Genomic DNA, 20332 nt, shown 5'->3' with positions numbered 1-20332 from the left:
AAAAAGTGACGTTCTAAGGTCTGGATTTTTACGACCTATGTTGAGCAGCATCAGTCTGATTAATACAATTGTCATAATCTCGATAGATAATTTCCTATAATAAACTGTATTTATCTTGTTCCTGACTATTGGCTATAATTTATCTTTTTCAACCACTTTAAAAAGGCATACCTATGACTGAATCAAATAGTTCAACAAACTCATCTCCTGGCACGCCTTTAAATGAAGCTGAGTTGCACAGAATTAATGCTTATTGGGAAGCTTGTAATTACCTCGCCGCTGGTATGATATATCTGCGTGAGAATCCTCTTTTAAAGGAGCCTTTAAAGCCTGAGCATATTAAAAATAGGCTTCTTGGGCACTGGGGATCAAGTCCTGGCCTGAGCTTTACCTATATCCATATGAACCGGCTTATTAACAAGTATGCGCTTGATGCTATTTTTATGGCGGGACCAGGCCACGGCGCACCAGGGGTATTGGCTCCGGCTTATCTTGAAGGGAGCTATTCGGAAATTTATCCCAATAAAGGCGAAGATGAAGAGGGGTTATTGCAGTTTTTCAAGGAGTTTTCTTTCCCTGGGGGTATCGGTAGCCACTGCACACCTGAAACACCAGGCTCCATTCATGAAGGCGGTGAGCTAGGTTATAGTATCTCTCATGCTTACGGTGCGGCTTATGATAATCCTGATTTGATTGTAACGGTCATGGTAGGTGATGGTGAGTCGGAAACAGGGCCTTTGGCGACTTCCTGGCATTCTAATAAATTCCTCAATCCTATACGTGATGGCGCGGTATTGCCGATATTGCACTTGAATGGTTATAAAATCAATAATCCGACAATATTGTCGCGGATTTCTCACCAGGAACTGGAAAGTCTGTTCCAAGGTTACGGTTATACACCCTATTTCGTGGAAGGCTGTGACCCTGAAACAATGCATCAATTGATGGCAAGTGTTTTGGAAACTTGTGTGTTGGAAATTCGACGCATTCAGGAAGATGCACGCCGCACAGGTATTCCAGCACGTCCTCTCTGGCCAATGATCATCTTACGCAGCCCTAAAGGCTGGACAGGTCCCAAGGAAGTCGATGGTCACAAGGTGGAGGCATTTTGGCGTGCACATCAGGTGCCTCTTGCAGGTGTAAAAGAAAACCCAGCGCATCTGCAACAACTGGAAGATTGGCTGCGCAGTTACAACCCCGAAGAATTATTTGATGGCAACGGTAGATTAATCCCCGAGCTTAAGGCGCTGGCGCCTAAAGGTACACAGCGCATGAGCACGAATCCGCATGCTAATGGTGGCTTGTTGCGCAAAGCATTACGTATGCCGGATTTTAGGAATTACACGCTGGTCCTAGAAAATCCTGGTAAAATCACTGCGGAAAACACGCGACCGCTAGGCAAATTCCTGCGCGATATCATGAGCGAAAACATGAGTAATTTTCGTGTCTTTGGCCCCGATGAAAATAGCTCCAACAAGCTGGACGACATTTATGCTGCAAGCAAAAAAACTTGGTTAGCGGATTATCTACCGAAAGATGCTGACGGCGGCGAACTATCGCCAGATGGCCGAGTAATGGAAATGCTTTCTGAGCATACGTTGGAAGGCTGGTTGGAAGGTTATTTACTGACCGGACGGCATGGTTTCTTCTCTACCTACGAAGCATTTGTACATGTGATTGATTCCATGTTTAACCAGCACGCAAAATGGCTCGCCATGTCCAAGGATGTACCTTGGCGCGCGGCAATCTCATCGCTCAACCTGCTGATTACTTCTACCGTTTGGCGGCAGGATCACAATGGATTTACCCATCAGGATCCGGGATTTATTGATCTGGTTGTCAACAAGAGCCCATCCGTTACCCGTATCTATCTGCCACCGGATGTGAACTGTCTGCTTTCTGTTGCAGATCATTGCCTGCAAAGCACCAACTATATAAATGTGATTGTTTCCGATAAACAGAAACATCTGCAATACCTGGATATGGATGCAGCCATTAAGCACTGCACCAAAGGTATTAGTATTTGGGAGTGGGCGAGTAACGATAGCGGTTTTGAACCAGATTTAGTGATGGCCAGTGCGGGAGATATTCCAACCAAGGAGGCCTTAGCCGCGGTTGTCTTATTGCGTGAGAACTTTCCGCAAATCAAAATTCGCTTTATCAATGTCGTGGATCTATACAAATTAGTACCCAGCAGTGAGCACCCACATGGGCTTTCGGATCGTGATTTTGATAGCTTGTTCACTACTGATAAACTGGTCATCTTTAATTTTCATGGTTACCCTTGGCTAATTCATAGGCTGGCTTATCGTCGCAATAACCATAAGAATTTGCATGTGCGCGGCTACAAGGAAAAAGGCAGTATCAATACCCCTCTGGAATTGGCTATTCAAAACGAAACCGACCGTTTCAGCCTGGCAATAGATGCCATCGATCGTATTCCATCTTTACAGATTTCAGGTGCTCACGTTAAAGAACATCTGCGTGATCAACAAATTGACTGTCGTAACTATGCTTATGAACATGGTATTGACAAACCTGAAGATGATCAGTGGGTTTGGCCTTATTAAGGATCATGACTTGTAAAAATGGAAATGTTTAAATCGTTCTGAGAACTGAAGCGGAAATGGATCTGTGATTCAATTCCGCTTATATAGATTAAAGCAGTCACTACGCACGACTTAATTTAATGGTAGCATGTGGCGCAGTATATAGCAGGCTTGCGTGAGGCAGATATCGAGACTCTTTCTCGGTAATCTAAGGATAATTTTATATGTTTGTATAGTGTTTAGGAATATGTGAAATTTCATCTTAGGAGCGTAGGTTCCTTGCCTGCTTAGTGCAGATGCCCGTCTGCCTCTGCGCTCCAAAAAAATTGCGTGCTTTAAGTAACTGTTATGCTTGTTCCTTTGTTTCAGCTGAGAACAAGGAATAATCTACAACCCAAATTCCAGCACCAGCTTGATTGATACATAAAGTACCAAAATGATTGCTGAGATAAACAGAATTGTTTGTGCGGGATAATGCCACAGGTTCTTTAAAAAAGTATTGGCTTCACCTGTCTGTTTGAACCTGGCATATTCTGCTTGAATAACTTTACACCGCTCCTGCTGATATTCATCAATCAGTTGACGGGCATATTCATGTTGTTGTTTATCTCGCAACCAGATGGCAGGCATCGAGATACCCCAGTTGCCGGCATTGGTTTCATAGAAATCGATCTGGTTTTCCTCCAATAATTCACGGATATCAGCTGCTTCATCATCAGGTACATGTCGTAAAGAAAAAAGTAATAGGGCCATTGTTGTGTTAGTCTGAATGTTTAATAATATTTTCTAGAAAAGCAATATCTACCTAATTAATTCATGCTATCTTTATGCCAGAAAAAAGTCCAGACAAGATACCAGGACAAAGGGCAATTAAGACTTGGATTGAAAATGCAAGATAAAGGAGCCGGTTTATGTCTTGTTTAATTTGTAGGGGGCTGGATAGTAAAGAATCTTGGAGAATCAGTTGTTTCTTGCATACTGCGTATGAAGGTAATTACAAAGTCTTTGTTATGTAAGTCATGACACCAGTGGATAATAGCCTGTAATTCTGTTTGCCCTCCGGTATGACCTGGGTAAGCCATAATACTGATAATGCCATGCGTACTTAGCAGGCTTATTGCAGCACTGAGTGCTCTTATCGTACTTTTTTCCTGAGTAATAACAGCGCTGTCTGAATGGGGTAAATAGCCTAGATTAAAAATAATGGCAGCGAAATTTTTATTTACCGGAACATGTTTAAGCATCTCTTCATGGCCTGCATGAATTAAATTAACTTTATCCAAACAGTGATTATTTTCCAGGCGCTGGCGCGTTGTCTTGATTGCGCTCTCCTGTATATCGAAAGCATAGACTTTATGACTATGTCTGGCTAAAAATAAAGTGTCATGACCATTTCCCATAGTCGCATCAATACTGAAGCTTTGATCAGACAAATACGGCTGAATAGTTTTATGCACTTCAGTGACTAAAGAGTGTTTGGTAAATCGAGTGCTGAGCATTATGCAACTATAAAATTGTCATTGTGAGAGGCATAAATAATCTAAAATATATTATTTATCATTAATTTATCTTTTTATCAGGATTTTGATAAATATTATTTTAAAAACTAACTAATCGCTATGAAATGCCAATGACCAAGCGCGAATTCAAGCAATTAATGCAACACCCTGTGATTTATTTATATCAACCCCCGTTATTTGGCAAAATACTTCCCATGGAGTTCTGTAATTTAACCCTTTTCTTGGACGATGATTAAGTGCTGTAATTGCACTATCAACCTCATCTTGAGTTACCTTATCCAAAGGTTCTTTTTTAGGGAAGTATTGCCTTAATAAGCCATTGTGGTTTTCATTTAAACCTCGTTGCCACGAATGATACGGTTTGGCAAAATAAGTGCCGCAGTCAAGTGTTTTTGCAATGGCTTCATGCCCACAAAACTCACGTCCATTATCAAAGGTAATCGTGTGAACCCAACGTTTAAAAGGCTCAAGAGCATTGATAATCGCCTCTTTCGTTAATTCAGATTCTTTACGCTCAATTGAGATGGCGAAGTTGAGCTTTGAGACCCGTTCAGTCAGCGTCACCAATACGCCTTTATGTCCTTTACCGATAACAGTATCTGCTTCCCAATCACCTAAACGCGTTTTATCATCAACCACTTGTGGTCGCTCATCAATATCAACACGGCTGGGTATCGTTCCGCGATAATCATTTTTTCCATATCGCTTACGATAAGGTTTGGCTTGATGCCTCAAATAAGTATACAAATCGCCACCGGCTGCTTTGTTAGCTAAAATATAACGGTAAATAGTCTCATGACTGACGGAGTCCTTACCTTGTTGTTTTAAGCGTCCTGAAATACAGTCAGGACTCCATTTCTCTTTGATTAAAGGCGTTATTATCTGTTGTAACTCAGCCGTCATCTTGATGTTTTTGGGCTTATCAATATGGCGTTGTTTAGCTATTCTCTCAGCTTGCTTGTAACGATAACCACACTGACCTGTATTACGCGTAATTTCACGTCCAATAGTCGATTTATGACGCCCCAATGTGATGGCTATTTGATTCTTAGAAAAGCCTTGTTTTAGTTGCGTATAAATGTAAAATCTTTCCTCTTGGGTTAGATGGTTAAACGTGTTCATTGAGCACCTCTTTTTAGTTTCAGGTTTTAGTCGACGGAAACTATACCATCTAACCCTTTAAAGAGGTGTTGCAGTTATTATATGAATTCGGGAAGTTTGAATTGCTTGGATCTTTATAAACATTATCAATATATATGACTTTATTGTCTTCACCTCAAGTTATAAAAAATTGCGTGAAATATACATAGCAGAATATTATTTTCAGATGAGACGTCAATTGTAAGTACCTTAGTCATGATATTTCATCACTTTTCAGGTGTAAGGATAGTATTTACGCCATCTTGAGTTTTATCCAGTTCAGGATAATCCAGCGTATAGTGTAGCCCTCGGCTTTCTTTACGCGCTAAAGCACTTTGGATGATTAAATCCGCAACGATTACTAGATTACGTAATTCTAATAAATCACTATTGATACGGTAATGCTGATAGTACTCGGCTATTTCAGTTTTTAAGATTTCCAGACGACGGGCGGCTCTTTGCAGTCGCTGTGTTGTGCGCACTATGCCTACATAATTCCACATAAAACGACGCAGTTCATCCCAGTTCTGTGCAATCATGACGTCTTCTTTGGATTCTATAACTTTTGATTCATCCCAGTCAGGTATGTTAGGTAAGGTTTGTGTAAGGTCTTTTTGGAGAATATCTTCTTTGGCACGTTCAGCAAATACCAGACATTCTAATAAGGAGTTACTTGCCATACGGTTTGCACCATGTAATCCTGTATGCGCTACTTCACCTAAAGCATATAAGCCGGGAATATCCGTTCGCGCATAGTTGTCAGTCATAACTCCTCCGCAAGTGTAATGAGCGGCAGGTACAACCGGGATAGGGGATATTGTAATGTCAATATTCAGATCAAGGCACTGTTGGAAAATTGACGGAAAATGTTGCTTTATAAAATCCGCAGGTTTATGGCTAATATCCAGATAAACACAATCAATCCCGCGCTTTTTAATTTCATGATCAATTGCACGAGCCACAATATCCCTGGGGGCAAGTTCACCGCGTGAGTCATAGTCATGCATAAAGGCATAACCACTAGGCAATACCAGCTTGCCGCCTTCACCACGCACAGCCTCGCTGATTAAAAATGAATGACCATCAGGATGATATAAACAGGTAGGATGAAATTGCATGAACTCCATATTGGCAATTCGACAGCCTGCACGCCAGGCTAAAGCAATGCCATCTCCGGAGGATATTTGGGGATTTGTCGTATACAAATACACTTTATTTGCGCCGCCAGTTGCAATGGCAACAATATTCGCAGTAATTGTTTTAACTTGTTTGCTTTGTGTATCTAAAACATAGGCTCCCAAAACCCGTTGTTGTTTATAACCAAGTTTGTTTGCGGTAATTAAATCAATCGCATTGTGAAACTCTAACAATGTGATATTTTGATGTTGTTGCGCTTTTTCTATCAGTGAGAGTGATAGCGCTTTTCCTGTAGCATCTGCATGATGTACGATTCGTCGTTCAGAATGCCCACCTTCCTGATTAAGGTGTAATTCAGCTTCACCTTTTTTATTTTGCCGTTCAGTAAAAGCCATGCCTTGTTGGTGCAGGAATTCGATACTTTTTTTGCCATACTCGACGGTGAGTCTAACTATATCAGGATCGCATAAGCCGGCACCTGAAATAATAGTATCCCGGATATGCGATTCTATTGAGGCTTGCTGAGAGTCCAGAACTGCAGATATACCGCCTTGAGCATAGAAAGTGCTACCTTCAGTCAGGGCAAATTTAGATAAAACGGCGATTTTGTATTGATCAGCTAGTTTAAGTGCAAGGCTAAGGCCGGCTCCACCACTGCCAATAATAAGCACATCATAGCTTTGCTGTTTAGACATCGCTTAATGCTCGAGACTGAAAAATAGAACGTATAAAGGCTATCATTAAAGTATATTATTCGATGATTGGAATTGTATTATACTTCACGTGGGTACACTTGCGTAGTACCTTATTCTGACGATTTTTTAGTGGATCGGGTATTTTTTAATTCCGATAACAACATGAGGCATAATTTTGCATATTAAACACTTTATATTTATGTGTGCTCTATCACTCAGTTTGTTTAGCCATAGTGTTAATGTCTGTGCGGAACTGGTCGCAGGAGAAGCATTGCCTTTTGAAATATCACGCGAAGACTTGCAAAAAAAAATGGAAACACTTGCTGCCAAGCAGGAAATTGATCCAGAAAGTAAAGCTAGAGAGATGAACTGGTATCAACTAGCAGATGAAAATATAGGCGATCAAAAGTGGTTTGAATTTCTTTCAAATTCATATCAAGAAACATTGCAAACAGCAGCAGAAAAACTAAGAACTAAAGCGCAAGCTACGGTAAGCAAAGAATATGGAGAATTGTTTAACCAGGATCGGCATTATTCAGCAGAAGAATTAGATTTATTGATTGTTAATACAAAAAGTAAGCTCAGAGCCGTTGACGATAAATTAAGTAAACTTGAAACAGAATTAAATAACTTATCGCTTCGACCTCAAAAAATAAGGGAAGAAACGTTGATTGCAAACAAGCGTTTAAAGCAGGCAAAATCAGACATTAATATTGCGCGTCTTCCTGCAGAGAATAAGTATGAATATCAAGCACATCAAATCAATTTAAATACTTTAATTAATGCTCTTTTAGCAGAACTTAAAAAACTGGAGCTGGAAGCGGAAAGTAACCCGCTACAAATTCGGTTAAACAAACTAAGCCAGGAACAGTTAACAGTGCAAAAAAAATATTTGCAGGGCATTGTTGAGCAGCAAGCGGCACTAGCTGAGAAATTACAGTTAGAAAAAGCTGAAACTCTGGAAGAAGAGTTATTGAAAACGGAAAGAGAAAGTGCTGAAAAACCAGCTGTTATCCAGAAAATTATTCAGGATAATATTCAGTCGATTCGAAATTTACAAACTATCGTTCGGACTATCAATCAATATGATCATGAAATAGATAAGATTGAAGCCTACAAGAGGGCAATTGAAGAAGATTTTAAAAACGCTGAGAAAAAAATAAAACTCGCTGGCTTAAATCCCATTCTAGGTCGCGTTCTGCGAGAGCAAAGAAATAATCTGGCCGATAATAAACAGCAGTACCAAGAACAATTCGATATAAGTGATGTGACGAGCCAGATTAGCCTGGCATTGTATAAGATTGAGCAGAGACAAAAGCAATTACTCAATATACCAATCGAGTTAGATCTGCAGTTACAGCAAATACGATTAGACGGTTATGCAGCAGATATTTCGCCAGGAGAAACTGAGGGAATTAGTCTAGAATTACAGAAATTACTAAATAATCAGAAGGATGTACTAACTGAACTAAGTAACACCTATTTAAAAGAATTACGGGTTTTAGATGATTATAAATTTGCTAACGAACAACTATTGACTCAGATTGACCAATATTCATCCTATCTGGATGAACGCTTATTGTGGGTGCCCAGTTCACTACCCGTTGATTTAAATTACCCATTAGATGTGTATCATTCAATGCGTTGGTTTATTTCACCTGCTCGCTGGTTACAATTTACACAAGAGTTATTAAAGGCTATTGATAGTAAATTATTTATGAGTATATTTGCCGGAATATGCTGGTTTTTATTATTATATGTAAACACTTATATAAGGAAGGATGTATGTGCTATCAGAGAGAAAGTTGGCAAACCATTTACAGATAAAATTTATTATACATTTCAGGTTCTGGTATTTAATTTTATTGTAGTACTGCCTGCGCCATTGATGTTGATGTATATAAGCTGGTTGTTAAGTTTGCTTCCTTTTCAGGAAGATTTTAGCCGTGCAATTGGAGCTGGCTTACATCATGCAGCCATAGTTTTAATGATATTACAGTTCTTTAGTCGGTTTCTGGAAGATCAGGGTATTGCAGAACTACATTTTGGATGGCAAAAAAAGTCAGTACGCCTGGTTAGAAAACAGCTTGCATGGTTGCAGGTTGTCATTATTCCCTGCATCTTTCTTATTTATATGACCTCAGCCAATAATGCTGCAGAACATAGTGATAGTCTTGGACGTCTAGGGTTGATTGTTTTTACGATAGTATTATTGACATTTGCAATACGTTTATTTATGCCTGGGAAAGGGATTTTAAATAACTATTTTATTAAAAATAACAATTTATGGTGGGCTAATATACGTTATTTCTGGTTAATTTTATTTACCTGTATTCCAGTCACTATATTTGGTTTTGCAATCATGGGATATTATATTAGTGCTCTGGAATTACAGCAGAAAGCTATTATTACCCTGCGTATGATCTTTATAGCTATCATAGTACACAGTTTAATACTACGCTGGCTTGGGTTAACCAAACGAGAGTTAGCTTTAAAAAATGCTCGTACAAAGAGTAAGTCTGAAGGACTAAAGTCTCAACGTTCGGAATCTTCAAATGTTGAAAAAAATATTGCCGTTGATAATGAGTTACTTGATATACCTAAAATTAATGAACAAACTGAAAAAATTGTTAATGCACTAATCAGTACTTTTTTATTGATTGGTTTTTGGTTAGTCTGGAAAGATATGCTTCCTGCATTTTCATTTATAGATAATATTGTTTTGTGGCAGCAAACTGTCATGATTAATAGTGTAGAAACACTTCAGGCTGTGACCTTGAGTAATCTAATTATCGCTAGTCTTTACACTTTTCTAATCATTATTGCCGTCATAAATTTTCCTGGCGTAATGGAAGTATTCGTATTCAGGAGTTTAGAAATAGAGGCAGGCAGCAGATATGCAATTAACCAATTGGCTAAGTATGCATTAATCACCCTGGGGTTTATTTTGGTGGCCAATGAATTAGGTGGAAGTTGGGGGAAAGTGCAATGGCTGGTTGCAGCCTTGACCGTGGGTCTGGGATTTGGTTTACAGGAAATCTTTGCCAATATGGTGTCAGGTATTATTTTGTTATTCGAACGTCCTATTCGAGTAGGTGATACTGTCACTGTTGATAATATTAGTGGCAGGGTCTCCCGGATACAGATGCGCGCTACGACAATTATAGACTGGGATCAGAAGGAATTGATTATACCTAACAAAGCCTTTATTACTAATCAGCTGGTTAACTGGACATTAACTGATTCAGTGACGCGTGTTGTGATACCGCTAGGTATTTCTTATGATGCAGATGTAGAGTTGGCACATAAGGTTATTTTAGCAGCAGTAAGCTCCACACCTCTGGTACTTAAAGTCCCGGAACCTAGCGTATTTTTTTTAGAGTTTGGAGACAGTTCGCTTAATTTTTCTATTCGCTTCTACGTCAGTGAATTAGCTCATCGTTTACCCGTAACACATGACCTTCATTTGCGCTTGATCGCAGCATTGCGTCAAGAAGGTATTGAGATCCCCTTTCCGCAAAGAGATTTGCATATACGTTCGCTCAGTGCTGATTTTCCTGGAAAAATAGCAATATAGGTCGGAATGATAGAATTTAAAGGAAAGTGAGTGATAGCTGTCACATTTAGGGCTTGAATTAACCGCGATGAATCACATCAAATTTTTGAAACAGAAGGTAAAGACACCTCATGTGCCTGTCAAGTAGCACATGAAGAAGATATTTAGAAGTCTGGTTTTGGTTATGAATTAGTTTGGCTATTAATAAACTAGCAATTACTCGCGAGCCTTTAGTTGAAGTGATATTTCAGCCACAAAACAGTGCTGATAGGTTTTCGCGTATTGTTAATTAGAGAGATAATTTTAACCTAAGTTCGCCACTTTTCGATCTCTAAGTAATTGATTGTTTGTTAGAGGATATTTGGCTAAAAAAAATCAACTTCGTTATTCCAGTAGTCTTTTATCGGGAATCTATAGGCCTAAGCAATAGATTCCTGCTAACAACATGCAAGGAATGGCGAGCGAGCTTAAGTATGGCTGAAGGTTATGGGTATCAGGTAAATTTTTGGTATAACGCGTATGGTAAACAGTAAAATATGTAAATATTTATATGAATGATTATCAGACCATGTCTGGATGACAGGATGAATATAAGTACTGCTTTGAATTTTATAATCAAGATCGATTATATCAAAGGTTAAATTTACAATCCCAGGGGGGAATAAAATTTAATAATTTTTGGTGAAATAAAGCAATCTTTATTGATCGTTTAAAAACCGAAAATGCAATTGGTTACTTAATAAATGGAAACCAGGAGATCATCGTTTTTGATTTTTCTTGATTAAACATGCTCCAGTTATTGAGCTGGGTAGTGAATGAATGCTAAAAAGATTGAACTCTGTTAATAATCAGTTGTACTTACAGGCAATAACTTAGTGATAATGATCACATACCCGGATAATATGGGAATGGTACTTTAGTGTGCTTAGGTTTAAGTACCATTCTCATATTGTATACAGATTTTTTTGCAAACCCGATTTTTCCTGTACTTAGAAGCACTGCTGCAGGTTAGTTAAATCATTTAAGGCTGAAGATTATCTGCCTTCAAGCACGACGACTGATTTCGCTTGCACAAAGTAGTTATGATCGCCTATAGGAGTTTGTTGTTCAGGTTTGACAGCACCACCCTGGGTTGAACTTAAAGACGTATTAATAGCTAAATACCATTTGCGATTTTCCACTATTGGTATTTGCATATTGAATTCATTTCCAGACATATTAAATATGACATGTAAATCAGCTTCATCATCTTCATTGTCAACAGCCGCCAAGGTAAAAGCCAGGACCTGGGATTCAGGATCTAGCCATTGTGGTGCACCGAGATTAATGCCATGCCATTGAATATCAGGGATATGTCGTCCAGGGACACATTCACCGGTAAGAAAGCGCCTCCTCATTAGGGATGGGTGACGTTTGCGCAGCGCTATCATTTGCTGCACAAAAAGTAACATATTTGAATTTTTTTTAGTAAGGCTCCAGTCAAACCAGGTTAATTCATTATCCTGGCAATAGCCATTATTATTGCCATTCTGGGTATTAAGAACTTCATCACCCGAAAGTAGCATGGGAACACCCTGGCTTAATAACAGTATGGCGATACTGTTTTTTGCCTGTCTTTTGCGCAATTCAAGTATATTGACATCATCAGTTTCTCCCTCGGCACCACAGTTATAGCTGATGTTATTATTGCAACCATCGCGGTTATCTTCGCCATTCGCCAGGTTGTGTTTATGGTGATAACTGACCAGATCATTCAGAGTAAAGCCATCATGACAGGTTATAAAATTAATGCTGTTTATAGGTAAGCGGTCCTGTTTTTTATAGAGGTCGCTACTAGCGCAGAGACGGGTAGCAACTTCTGCAGTCAGCCCCTTATCTCCACGGATAAAACGACGCATAATATCGCGGTATTTTCCATTCCATTCTCCCCAGCGGTAACCTGGAAAGCTACCCACTTGATACAGCCCGGCAGCATCCCATGCTTCAGCAATTAATTTGGTTTTTGCGAGTTGTTCCGAGAGTTCAATGCCCCATAAAATAGGTGGATCCTGGAGTACTTCACCATTCTGACCGCGAGCGAGAGCACTCGCAAGGTCGAAGCGGAAACCATCGATATGCATTTCTCGCACCCAAAATTCCAGGCAGCTGATAATAAAATTTGCTACTACGGGGTGGTTGGCATTAACTGTGTTGCCACAGCCCGTGTAATCACGAAATTTACTTTTATCATTTGCATCCAGATGATAAAAAATACTGCTTCCTATGCCTCTAAAGTTGATTACAGGTCCATCAGAACCCGCTTCAGATGTGTGATTAAAAACCACATCCATTATGACGCCAATTTCCGCCTGGTGCAGTGCTTTAACCAGGTCACGAAATTCCTCCAAATGAGTTCCTTTTTCTGGTGTTACACAATACCTTGGGTGAGGACTGAAAAAGCTGTGTGTACTGTAGCCCCAATAATTTTTTAAACCGAGAGCTGCTGTTCCTGGAGGAATATCTTGTTCATCAAAAGCCATTACCGGCATTAACTCAACATGTGAAATACCCAGAGCTTTCAGGTAGGGTATTTTTTCAATCAAGGCAGAAAATGTACCGGGATTTTTCACACCTGATAATTTATCACGGGTAAAGCCACCAACGTGTAATTCGTAAATAATGGCATTTTCGCTTTTGAAAGAATACGGCGTGTCTCCCTCCCAGTCATAGTTTTCGTCAACAACCAGGCTGCGCATTGCCGTATGGCCATTATCACCAGGTAAGCATGCTTTACTTCTGTCCCAGAGATTATCACTTACAACGCGTGCTAATGGATCAAGCAGGTGTTTTTCTTTATCGAAGCGTAAGCCGTTTTCAGAGGGGCAATTTGGTCCATCCATACGCCATGTATACCAGGTGCCCGCAGGAAGCTCATGAATATGAACATGCCATGAATAAAATGTTTTATTTATTTCGTTTTCCAAATAAATAACCTGAATCGGCTCAAGGCTATCTGTGCTGTCATAAAGTAAAAGTTCTACAGAGGTTGCGTGACGGCTGAAAATGGAGAAATTAGCACCATCGAGTTTTAATTTTGCACCCAATGGGTAAGGAGATCCTGGGGAAGTTTTAAATGTCTTTTTCACGGAGACTGTAGTTGTATTTTTAAAGTTGAAACTGCTAATTAGTTTTGCCGGTAAGCGGCAAAAACTGGCTTTAAATGAGGAAATACGATTTTCCATACTTGGTTTTTATTATGATAATAAGCGATTCCTTGAAAGTCCAGTAATCATCCTGCAAGAAGCAGATAAACCGAGAAATAAATGCTAATGCACCGACCGAATAGGTTTTACTTAAAATGATGTACTGGACATCGCTGTTCGCGCAAACTGATGATTGGCCAGTTTGTTTGCTCGGCATATTGCTTCAATACATCATCCGGATTGACAGCAACAGGGTGGTCAACCAGTTTTAAAAGCGGTAAATCATTATGTGAATCACTATAGAACCAGCTGCCTTCTAGATTATAACCGGTATCTTGTAGCCATTGTTGCAAGCGGGCCACTTTTCCTTCCTGAAAACACGGAGTACCCGATACTTTACCAGTATACCTATCAGCTATCAGCTCTGGTATGGTGGCTAATAAATGTTTAATACCATATAAATTTACTATGGGTTCGGTAACAAATTGATTAGTCGCAGTAATAACCAGTAATGTATCACCCATCTGTTGATGCTTGCTGATTAACTCGCGGGCAGGTTCTAATAAAATAGGTTGTATAACTTCTGTTATAAACTGAGAGCGCCATTGATATAAATTTTCCAGAGTATTGTCAGCGAGTGGTTTTAAAGAAAAATTCAGGAATTCCATAATATCTAATTGGCCTTGTTTATATTCCTGATAAAAACGTTCATTTTCTTGTGCATAATAACTTGCATCGACAATTTTTTGGTCAACTAAAAATTGTCCCCATAAATAATCACTATCGTTAGCAAGCAGGGTATTGTCTAAATCGAAAATCGCTAAGCTCATGGTAGATTTGTTTTCCGTTAATTCATATTAGCTGATAGCATCACTCATGTATTTATGGAACAATGGACACATGAGTAATTCATAGGGACTGAATAACAAGAGTTCCTATATGTTCAGTGATAGATTTTATCATTACAGGTCTTATTGCGAACAGTAAAAAATAGGTTTTAACAATGATTGATTCAAAAGGATACCGATCTAATGTCGGCATCATCCTTTGTAATGCGCAAGGACATGTCTTTTGGGCAAAACGGTCGCGTGTCAATTCATGGCAATTTCCTCAAGGAGGAATGGAAGCAGGAGAAAATCCTGAGCAGGCAATGTTCCGTGAGCTGCGTGAAGAAACGGGCCTGGATGCAAAGCATGTCAAAATTATTGGACGCACTCGATATTGGTTGAGGTACAGGTTACCGGAAAAGTATATTCGGCGTAATTCGCTGCCATTGTGTGTCGGGCAAAAACAGATCTGGTATTTGTTACAATTAGTCGGAGATGAAGCCAATGTTACCCTCGATCGGCATAACAAGCCTGAATTTGATGATTGGCAATGGGTCGAATATTGGGAGCCACTAAAATCAGTCGTATATTTCAAACGTAAAGTTTACCGCAAAGCAATGATGGAATTAGGTGCTTTATTAATGCTGAATTCAGTAGATGTGGATGCAACAAGCTATTTATCAAATGACAATATGAGTGAACATCAATAATGAAATCATTTTTGTTTGTGATGCAAGCGGCCGCATATAGGGGATCTAAAGTACAGGAAGTTTTAGATCAGGTGTTAATTGCTGCAGCTTTTGATCAACAAGTGAGTATGTTGCTATTAGATGACGCAGTCTACCATTTGCAGAAAGATCAACTTAGCGAACAGATCGCCTGTAAAGATATTGCTGCGATTTATCGTTCTTTAGAAATCTATGATATTGAAAATATCTATGTTGAACAAGATTCATTAACTGAACGTGGACTAAGTCAAGATGAGTTGTTAATCCCAATAACGCTGATAAAAAGACATGAGATTACTGCAACTATCAATAGATTTGATGTTGTTTTAAGTGCTTAATGGTTAAATCAATTAATACTTAGCACTTGTCATGCCTGCTTCTGATAAAATACCTTTTTTAAATAGCGACCAACCCCATTTAAGCTAGTTGCTGATTATTCTTTTATTAATACACAATGGATTTACAACATATACGAAATTTCTCAATTATTGCGCATATTGATCATGGGAAATCAACGTTAGCAGACCGTTTCATTCAACTATGCGATGGTTTATCAGCGCGTGAAATGAATACGCAAGTTCTCGATTCCATGGATATAGAAAGAGAACGAGGGATTACTATTAAAGCGCAAAGTGTCACTCTCAATTTTACTGCAAAAAACGGCGAAATTTACCAGTTGAACTTTATTGATACACCGGGACATGTCGATTTTTCTTATGAAGTCTCGCGTTCATTGGCCGCTTGTGAGGGAGCTATTCTGGTTGTCGATGCAGCACAAGGTGTCGAAGCACAAAGTGTTGCTAACTGCTATACAGCTATTGAACTAGGCCTGGAAGTCATGCCTGTGTTAAATAAAATTGATCTGCCCTCAGCGGAGCCTGAAAAAGTCATTAAGGAAATTGAAGACATCATTGGTATTCCGGCAGAACAAGCTTTGCGAATTAGTGCTAAAACAGGCTTGGGTGTTGCTGAGGTTCTAGAGGAACTTGTTCATGTTATTCCTCCACCTGAAGGCGATGTAGAAGGTCCCTTACAAGCACTTATTATTGACTCCTGGTTTGATAATTACTTAGGTGTTGTATCATTAGTAAAAATTGTTAATGGGAGTTTACGTAAAAAGCAAAAAATTACTATTATGTCCACGGGGAACAGTTTTATTGCTGAACGAATTGGCATTTTTACCCCTAAACGATTAGATACACTGGAGTTAAAAACAGGGCAGGTAGGTTTTGTTGTCGGTGCTATTAAAGATATTTTTGGTGCGCCGGTAGGTGATACGATTACCCTGACTGGTAATCCGTGTGCCAAGGCATTGCCTGGGTTCCAGAAAGTTCAGCCACGAGTTTTTGCAGGGCTTTATCCGGTTAGCTCAGATGATTATGAAGATTTACGTGAATCATTAAGTAAGCTGCGTTTAAATGATGCAGCATTGCAATTTGAACCTGAATCCTCTCAAGCCTTAGGCTTCGGTTTTCGCTGTGGCTTTCTGGGCATGTTGCATATGGAAATCATACAGGAACGTCTGGAACGCGAATATGATGTCAATTTAATTACCACCGCACCAACCGTTATTTACGAGGTCGAAACCAATAAAGGTGACGTTTTATATGTTGATAATCCGGCCAATTTACCTGATATTGGTTCTATAAAAATGATTCGAGAGCCGATTATTCAAGCGAATATTCTGGTTCCTCAAGAATATTTGGGTAGCGTCATTACTCTGTGTATCGCAAAACGTGGTGTACAAGTCAATATGCAATATCTGGGCAGTCAGGTTTCATTACATTATGAGCTCCCATTAAGTGAAGTGGTACTGGATTTCTTTGATCGTCTTAAGTCCGTTAGCCGGGGCTACGCTTCTTTCGAATATGAGTTTAAACGCTTTGAAGAAGCGGCTTTGGTTAAATTAGATGTGCTGATTAATGGCGATAGAGTCGACGCACTTTCGATTATTGTACACAGAGATTTAAGCCAGACTCGCGGACGTGAATTAGTGGAAAAAATGAAAGAGTTAATTCCACGGCAAATGTATGAAGTTGCGATTCAAGCAGCTATTGGTGGCAAAATTATTGCTCGTTCTACTGTTAAGTCAATGGGCAAGAATGTAACCGCAAAATGTTATGGCGGTGATATTAGCCGTAAGAAAAAACTATTAGAGAAGCAGAAAGCTGGAAAGAAACGCATGAAACAGGTAGGAAATATTGAAATTCCGCAAGAAGCCTTTTTGGCGGTCTTACAAGTTAATAAAGAATCTTAAGGTAAGGATACAGATATGAATTTTGATTTCTCATTTTTTTTATTTTCAGCAACTGTAGTAACAGGAATTATTTGGGGTGGCTATGCCTATTACCTTAAACGTAGTAATACTAAGTATGTTGAAGAAAATGAACCACTTATTGTGGAATACGCACGTTCTTTTTTTCCGGTAGTGTTAATTGTTTTTATATTACGTTCATTTATAGCAGAACCGTTCAGAATTCCATCAGGCTCAATGATGCCAACGCTATTGATAGGTGATTTTATTTTAGTGAATAAATTCACTTATGGTATTCGTATACCGGTTATTAATAAAAAAATTATTGAAATTAACGAACCTGAACGGGGTGATGCCGTGGTTTTTCGTTATCCTAAAAATCCAAGCGTTGATTATATTAAACGTGTTATCGGTTTGCCTGGTGACAGAATATCTTATATGAATAAACAATTAACCATTAACGACATTCCAATGAAGCAAGTTCCATTAGGTCGTTATCAAGGGGTTGGACAGGGGAAAACGATGACTGGAGCTGAACTTGTCAGTGAAGATTTACAGACTGTTGAACATGATATTTTAATCAATCATAATGCGCCTAATATTAAAGGGACATTTATTGTACCGAAGGGACATTATTTCGTTATGGGTGATAACAGGGATAACAGTAATGACAGTCGTTACTGGGGTACTGTACCTGAAGAAAATCTGGTTGGTAAGGCATTTTTTATCTGGATGAACTGGGACTGGGAAAATACCGGTATTGGTTTTAATCGTATTGGTACCGTTATTAAATAACACGACAGGCATATGTATACTACGCATAAAAAACAACAGGGAATAACTTTAATTTCTTTGATATTAATTTTAGGGCTTATTGCATTTCTTACTTTATTGGTCTTAAAAATAAGCCCTATATATATGAATCACAGTAAAGTCGTTCATGCATTGGAAACCTTAAAACATCGCACCGATATAGAGAAAAAAAGTAAGCAGGAAGTCTGGACCTCGCTATCCAAGCAATTTAATATGAACTATGTTTATGATGTTAAAAAGAATAATGTAAAAATTACTTCCAGAGGTGGGTACTTAAAAGTCCAGATTGTTTATCATGTTAAAGAACTGATTTTTGGTAATTTAAGTGTCTGGGTAGATTTTGATGATTCTATAGAAGTAGGGGTTAAATGATCAAAGCGCCTGAACGTCTTAGTAAAAAACTAGGACTGACTTTTAACCATCCTGAGTGGTTCGTTTTAGCACTTACACACCGTAGTATGGGCGCTAGAAACAATGAGCGCCTGGAATTTTTAGGTGATTCTATTTTAGGCTTTGTTATTGCAGAAGCTCTGTTTGAAAAATTCCCTGATGCTCCCGAAGGTGTTTTAAGTCGTCTTAGAGCCAGCCTGGTGAATCAGGAGTCTTTAGCCGAATTAGCACGCCTGCATAACTTTGGTGATTATCTTATTTTGGGTTCGGGTGAGTTAAAAAGTGGCGGATATCGGCGCGCATCTATTTTATCCGATGCTGTTGAGGCAATTATGGGTGCGATAATAAAAGATCAAGGGATAGATAACTGCAAAGCCTGGATTCTGGATTTATTTGCTGATCGTATTGCGGCTTTGCATCTGGATAATTGGCAAAAAGATCCTAAAACACGGTTACAGGAGTATTTGCAGGCTCGGCAATTAGATATTCCTGAGTATTCTTTAATCAGCCAGACGGGTTTGCCACATGAGCAAACCTTTAAAGTAGAATGCTCAATTACTTTATTTGATAAAAAATTTATCGGTGTCGGCATTTCAAGAAAAAAAGCCGAACAACAATCAGCAGAACTTATGCTTGCACAAATAGCCAGGGATTCAAAATGAATTGCGGATATGTCGCCTTTATTGGTCAGCCCAATGTAGGAAAATCGACCCTGATGAATCATTTATTAGGGCAAAAAATCAGTATTACGTCACGTAAACCACAAACCACGCGGCACCAGATTTTAGGAATTAAAACCAGTGATAAAGGCCAGGCTATCTATATGGATACTCCGGGTATGCATGACAGTAGCAAAAAAGCCTTTAATCGCTATCTTAATAGAACAGCAGATACGACACTTTTAGGAGTAGACCTGGTAGTCTGGCTTATTGATGGCCTGGCATGGCAGGATTATGATGATGTTATTTTTAAAAAATTAGAACGTGTAAATATCCCTGTTATTCTGGCAGTTAATAAAATCGACAGAGTAAAAAACAAGGAAGCTATTTTTGCATTTTTTGCTGATGCACAGAAGAAATTTCCTTTTCAAGAAATAGTGCCGATATCCGCCTTAAAACAGACTAATCTGGATCTATTAGATAATCTAATTATGCAGCTGTTACCGGAAGGTAATACTATTTATCCAGAAGATCAGATTACCGATCGACCTGAGCGTTTTTTAGTCGCTGAGATTATTAGAGAAAAATTAACCCGCCGCCTGGGGGATGAATTACCTTATGCCTTGACGGTAGAAATTGAAAAATATGAAGAACTGCCGCATATTACTAAAATTTATGCACTTATCTGGGTAGAACGCGAAACTCAAAAAAATATAGTGATAGGTAAACATGGGGAATTTCTAAAAAATATCGGTATAGAGGCTAGAAAAGATATCGAAAATTTAATTGGTTCTAAGGTTTATTTGCAGTTGTGGGTCAAAGTGAAATCGGGTTGGTCTGATAATGAACGTGCTATACAAAGCCTGGGGTTTAAAGAATAAT

The 20332-nt window shown here is 39.0% G+C and carries 15 protein-coding genes; 9 read left to right on the top strand and 6 right to left on the bottom strand.

The features are described from left to right. The first annotated feature begins 173 nt into the window (after window positions 1–173). A complete protein-coding gene (locus AU255_RS12055) occupies window positions 174–2570 on the top strand; it encodes a phosphoketolase family protein (RefSeq protein ID WP_080523087.1) in 2397 nt (798 codons plus the stop codon). Between the two features lie 366 nt (window positions 2571–2936). Here the strand turns inward: AU255_RS12055 and AU255_RS12050 are convergent, their stop codons facing one another. From AU255_RS12050 to nadB, 4 genes are all read right to left on the bottom strand, one after another. Then, window positions 2937–3302, bottom strand: coding sequence for a DUF6164 family protein (locus AU255_RS12050; RefSeq protein ID WP_080523086.1), 366 nt, complete (start codon window positions 3300–3302; stop codon window positions 2937–2939). A gap of 167 nt (window positions 3303–3469) precedes the next feature. Beyond that, window positions 3470–4048, bottom strand: coding sequence for a tRNA (mnm(5)s(2)U34)-methyltransferase (locus AU255_RS12045; RefSeq protein WP_080523085.1), 579 nt, complete (start codon window positions 4046–4048; stop codon window positions 3470–3472). Between the two features lie 147 nt (window positions 4049–4195). Then, window positions 4196–5191 (bottom strand): IS30 family transposase, encoded by a 996-nt coding sequence (locus AU255_RS12040; protein WP_143735917.1) that lies wholly within the window; start codon window positions 5189–5191, stop codon window positions 4196–4198. A gap of 245 nt (window positions 5192–5436) precedes the next feature. Continuing rightward, the gene (nadB, locus tag AU255_RS12035; RefSeq protein WP_080523084.1) at window positions 5437–7041 is read right to left on the bottom strand and encodes an L-aspartate oxidase; all 1605 of its coding nucleotides are present in this window, start codon (window positions 7039–7041) and stop codon (window positions 5437–5439) included. A 199-nt stretch (window positions 7042–7240) separates the two neighbouring features. Between nadB and AU255_RS12030 the strand changes: the two genes are divergently transcribed. Then, entirely contained in the window at window positions 7241–10618 is a 3378-nt protein-coding gene (locus AU255_RS12030; RefSeq protein ID WP_080523083.1) for a mechanosensitive ion channel domain-containing protein, read from the top strand. A 1013-nt stretch (window positions 10619–11631) separates the two neighbouring features. On the opposite strand, the gene glgX is transcribed toward AU255_RS12030, so the two are convergent. Then, window positions 11632–13818 carry a glycogen debranching protein GlgX gene (glgX, locus tag AU255_RS12025; protein ID WP_080523082.1) on the bottom strand — a complete coding sequence of 729 codons (2187 nt, stop codon included), beginning with the start codon at window positions 13816–13818 and terminating at the stop codon, window positions 11632–11634. A 107-nt stretch (window positions 13819–13925) separates the two neighbouring features. Then, window positions 13926–14609: a histidinol-phosphatase gene (locus AU255_RS12020; protein WP_080523081.1), complete on the bottom strand. Its 684-nt coding sequence runs from the start codon at window positions 14607–14609 to the stop codon at window positions 13926–13928. Between the two features lie 173 nt (window positions 14610–14782). On the opposite strand from AU255_RS12020, the gene AU255_RS12015 reads away from it, so the two are divergent. The 7 genes from AU255_RS12015 (at window position 14783) to era (ending at window position 20331) form a co-directional block, all read left to right on the top strand. After that, the gene (locus tag AU255_RS12015; protein WP_080523080.1) at window positions 14783–15316 is read left to right on the top strand and encodes an RNA pyrophosphohydrolase; all 534 of its coding nucleotides are present in this window, start codon (window positions 14783–14785) and stop codon (window positions 15314–15316) included. Continuing rightward, window positions 15316–15672 carry a sulfurtransferase complex subunit TusC gene (gene tusC, locus AU255_RS12010; protein WP_080523079.1) on the top strand — a complete coding sequence of 119 codons (357 nt, stop codon included), beginning with the start codon at window positions 15316–15318 and terminating at the stop codon, window positions 15670–15672. The genes AU255_RS12015 and tusC overlap by 1 nt, the downstream gene beginning before the upstream one ends. Before the next feature lie 116 nt (window positions 15673–15788). Further along, complete coding sequence (gene lepA, locus AU255_RS12005) at window positions 15789–17591, top strand: translation elongation factor 4 (RefSeq protein WP_080523078.1); 1803 nt, start codon at window positions 15789–15791, stop codon at window positions 17589–17591. Window positions 17592–17606: 15 nt separating this feature from the next. After that, entirely contained in the window at window positions 17607–18383 is a 777-nt protein-coding gene (lepB, locus tag AU255_RS12000; RefSeq protein WP_080523077.1) for a signal peptidase I, read from the top strand. A 12-nt stretch (window positions 18384–18395) separates the two neighbouring features. Next, window positions 18396–18773 carry a DUF4845 domain-containing protein gene (locus tag AU255_RS11995; protein ID WP_080523076.1) on the top strand — a complete coding sequence of 126 codons (378 nt, stop codon included), beginning with the start codon at window positions 18396–18398 and terminating at the stop codon, window positions 18771–18773. Continuing rightward, window positions 18770–19453 (top strand): ribonuclease III, encoded by a 684-nt coding sequence (gene rnc / locus AU255_RS11990; RefSeq protein WP_080523075.1) that lies wholly within the window; start codon window positions 18770–18772, stop codon window positions 19451–19453. The genes AU255_RS11995 and rnc overlap by 4 nt, the downstream gene beginning before the upstream one ends. Beyond that, a complete protein-coding gene (gene era, locus AU255_RS11985) occupies window positions 19450–20331 on the top strand; it encodes a GTPase Era (RefSeq protein WP_080523074.1) in 882 nt (293 codons plus the stop codon). Before rnc ends, era begins: the two co-directional genes overlap by 4 nt. The last annotated feature ends 1 nt before the right edge of the window (window position 20332 follow it).

This window comes from Methyloprofundus sedimenti, from assembly GCF_002072955.1.
GTDB lineage: Bacteria > Pseudomonadota > Gammaproteobacteria > Methylococcales > Methylomonadaceae > Methyloprofundus > Methyloprofundus sedimenti.
Note: the sequence above shows the minus strand (reverse complement) of the source record. Positions and strands in the feature narration are given on the sequence as shown.

Coding starts and splice junctions, on each gene's coding strand:
- AU255_RS12055 (WP_080523087.1), top strand. CDS start 174: ATGACTGAATCAAATAGTTCAACAAACTCATCTCCTGGCACGCCTTTA.
- nadB (WP_080523084.1), bottom strand. CDS start 7,041: ATGTCTAAACAGCAAAGCTATGATGTGCTTATTATTGGCAGTGGTGGA.
- AU255_RS12030 (WP_080523083.1), top strand. CDS start 7,241: ATGTGTGCTCTATCACTCAGTTTGTTTAGCCATAGTGTTAATGTCTGT.
- AU255_RS12050 (WP_080523086.1), bottom strand. CDS start 3,302: ATGGCCCTATTACTTTTTTCTTTACGACATGTACCTGATGATGAAGCA.
- lepB (WP_080523077.1), top strand. CDS start 17,607: ATGAATTTTGATTTCTCATTTTTTTTATTTTCAGCAACTGTAGTAACA.
- tusC (WP_080523079.1), top strand. CDS start 15,316: ATGAAATCATTTTTGTTTGTGATGCAAGCGGCCGCATATAGGGGATCT.
- glgX (WP_080523082.1), bottom strand. CDS start 13,818: ATGGAAAATCGTATTTCCTCATTTAAAGCCAGTTTTTGCCGCTTACCG.
- lepA (WP_080523078.1), top strand. CDS start 15,789: ATGGATTTACAACATATACGAAATTTCTCAATTATTGCGCATATTGAT.
- AU255_RS11995 (WP_080523076.1), top strand. CDS start 18,396: ATGTATACTACGCATAAAAAACAACAGGGAATAACTTTAATTTCTTTG.
- AU255_RS12020 (WP_080523081.1), bottom strand. CDS start 14,609: ATGAGCTTAGCGATTTTCGATTTAGACAATACCCTGCTTGCTAACGAT.
- era (WP_080523074.1), top strand. CDS start 19,450: ATGAATTGCGGATATGTCGCCTTTATTGGTCAGCCCAATGTAGGAAAA.
- rnc (WP_080523075.1), top strand. CDS start 18,770: ATGATCAAAGCGCCTGAACGTCTTAGTAAAAAACTAGGACTGACTTTT.
- AU255_RS12045 (WP_080523085.1), bottom strand. CDS start 4,048: ATGCTCAGCACTCGATTTACCAAACACTCTTTAGTCACTGAAGTGCAT.
- AU255_RS12015 (WP_080523080.1), top strand. CDS start 14,783: ATGATTGATTCAAAAGGATACCGATCTAATGTCGGCATCATCCTTTGT.
- AU255_RS12040 (WP_143735917.1), bottom strand. CDS start 5,191: ATGAACACGTTTAACCATCTAACCCAAGAGGAAAGATTTTACATTTAT.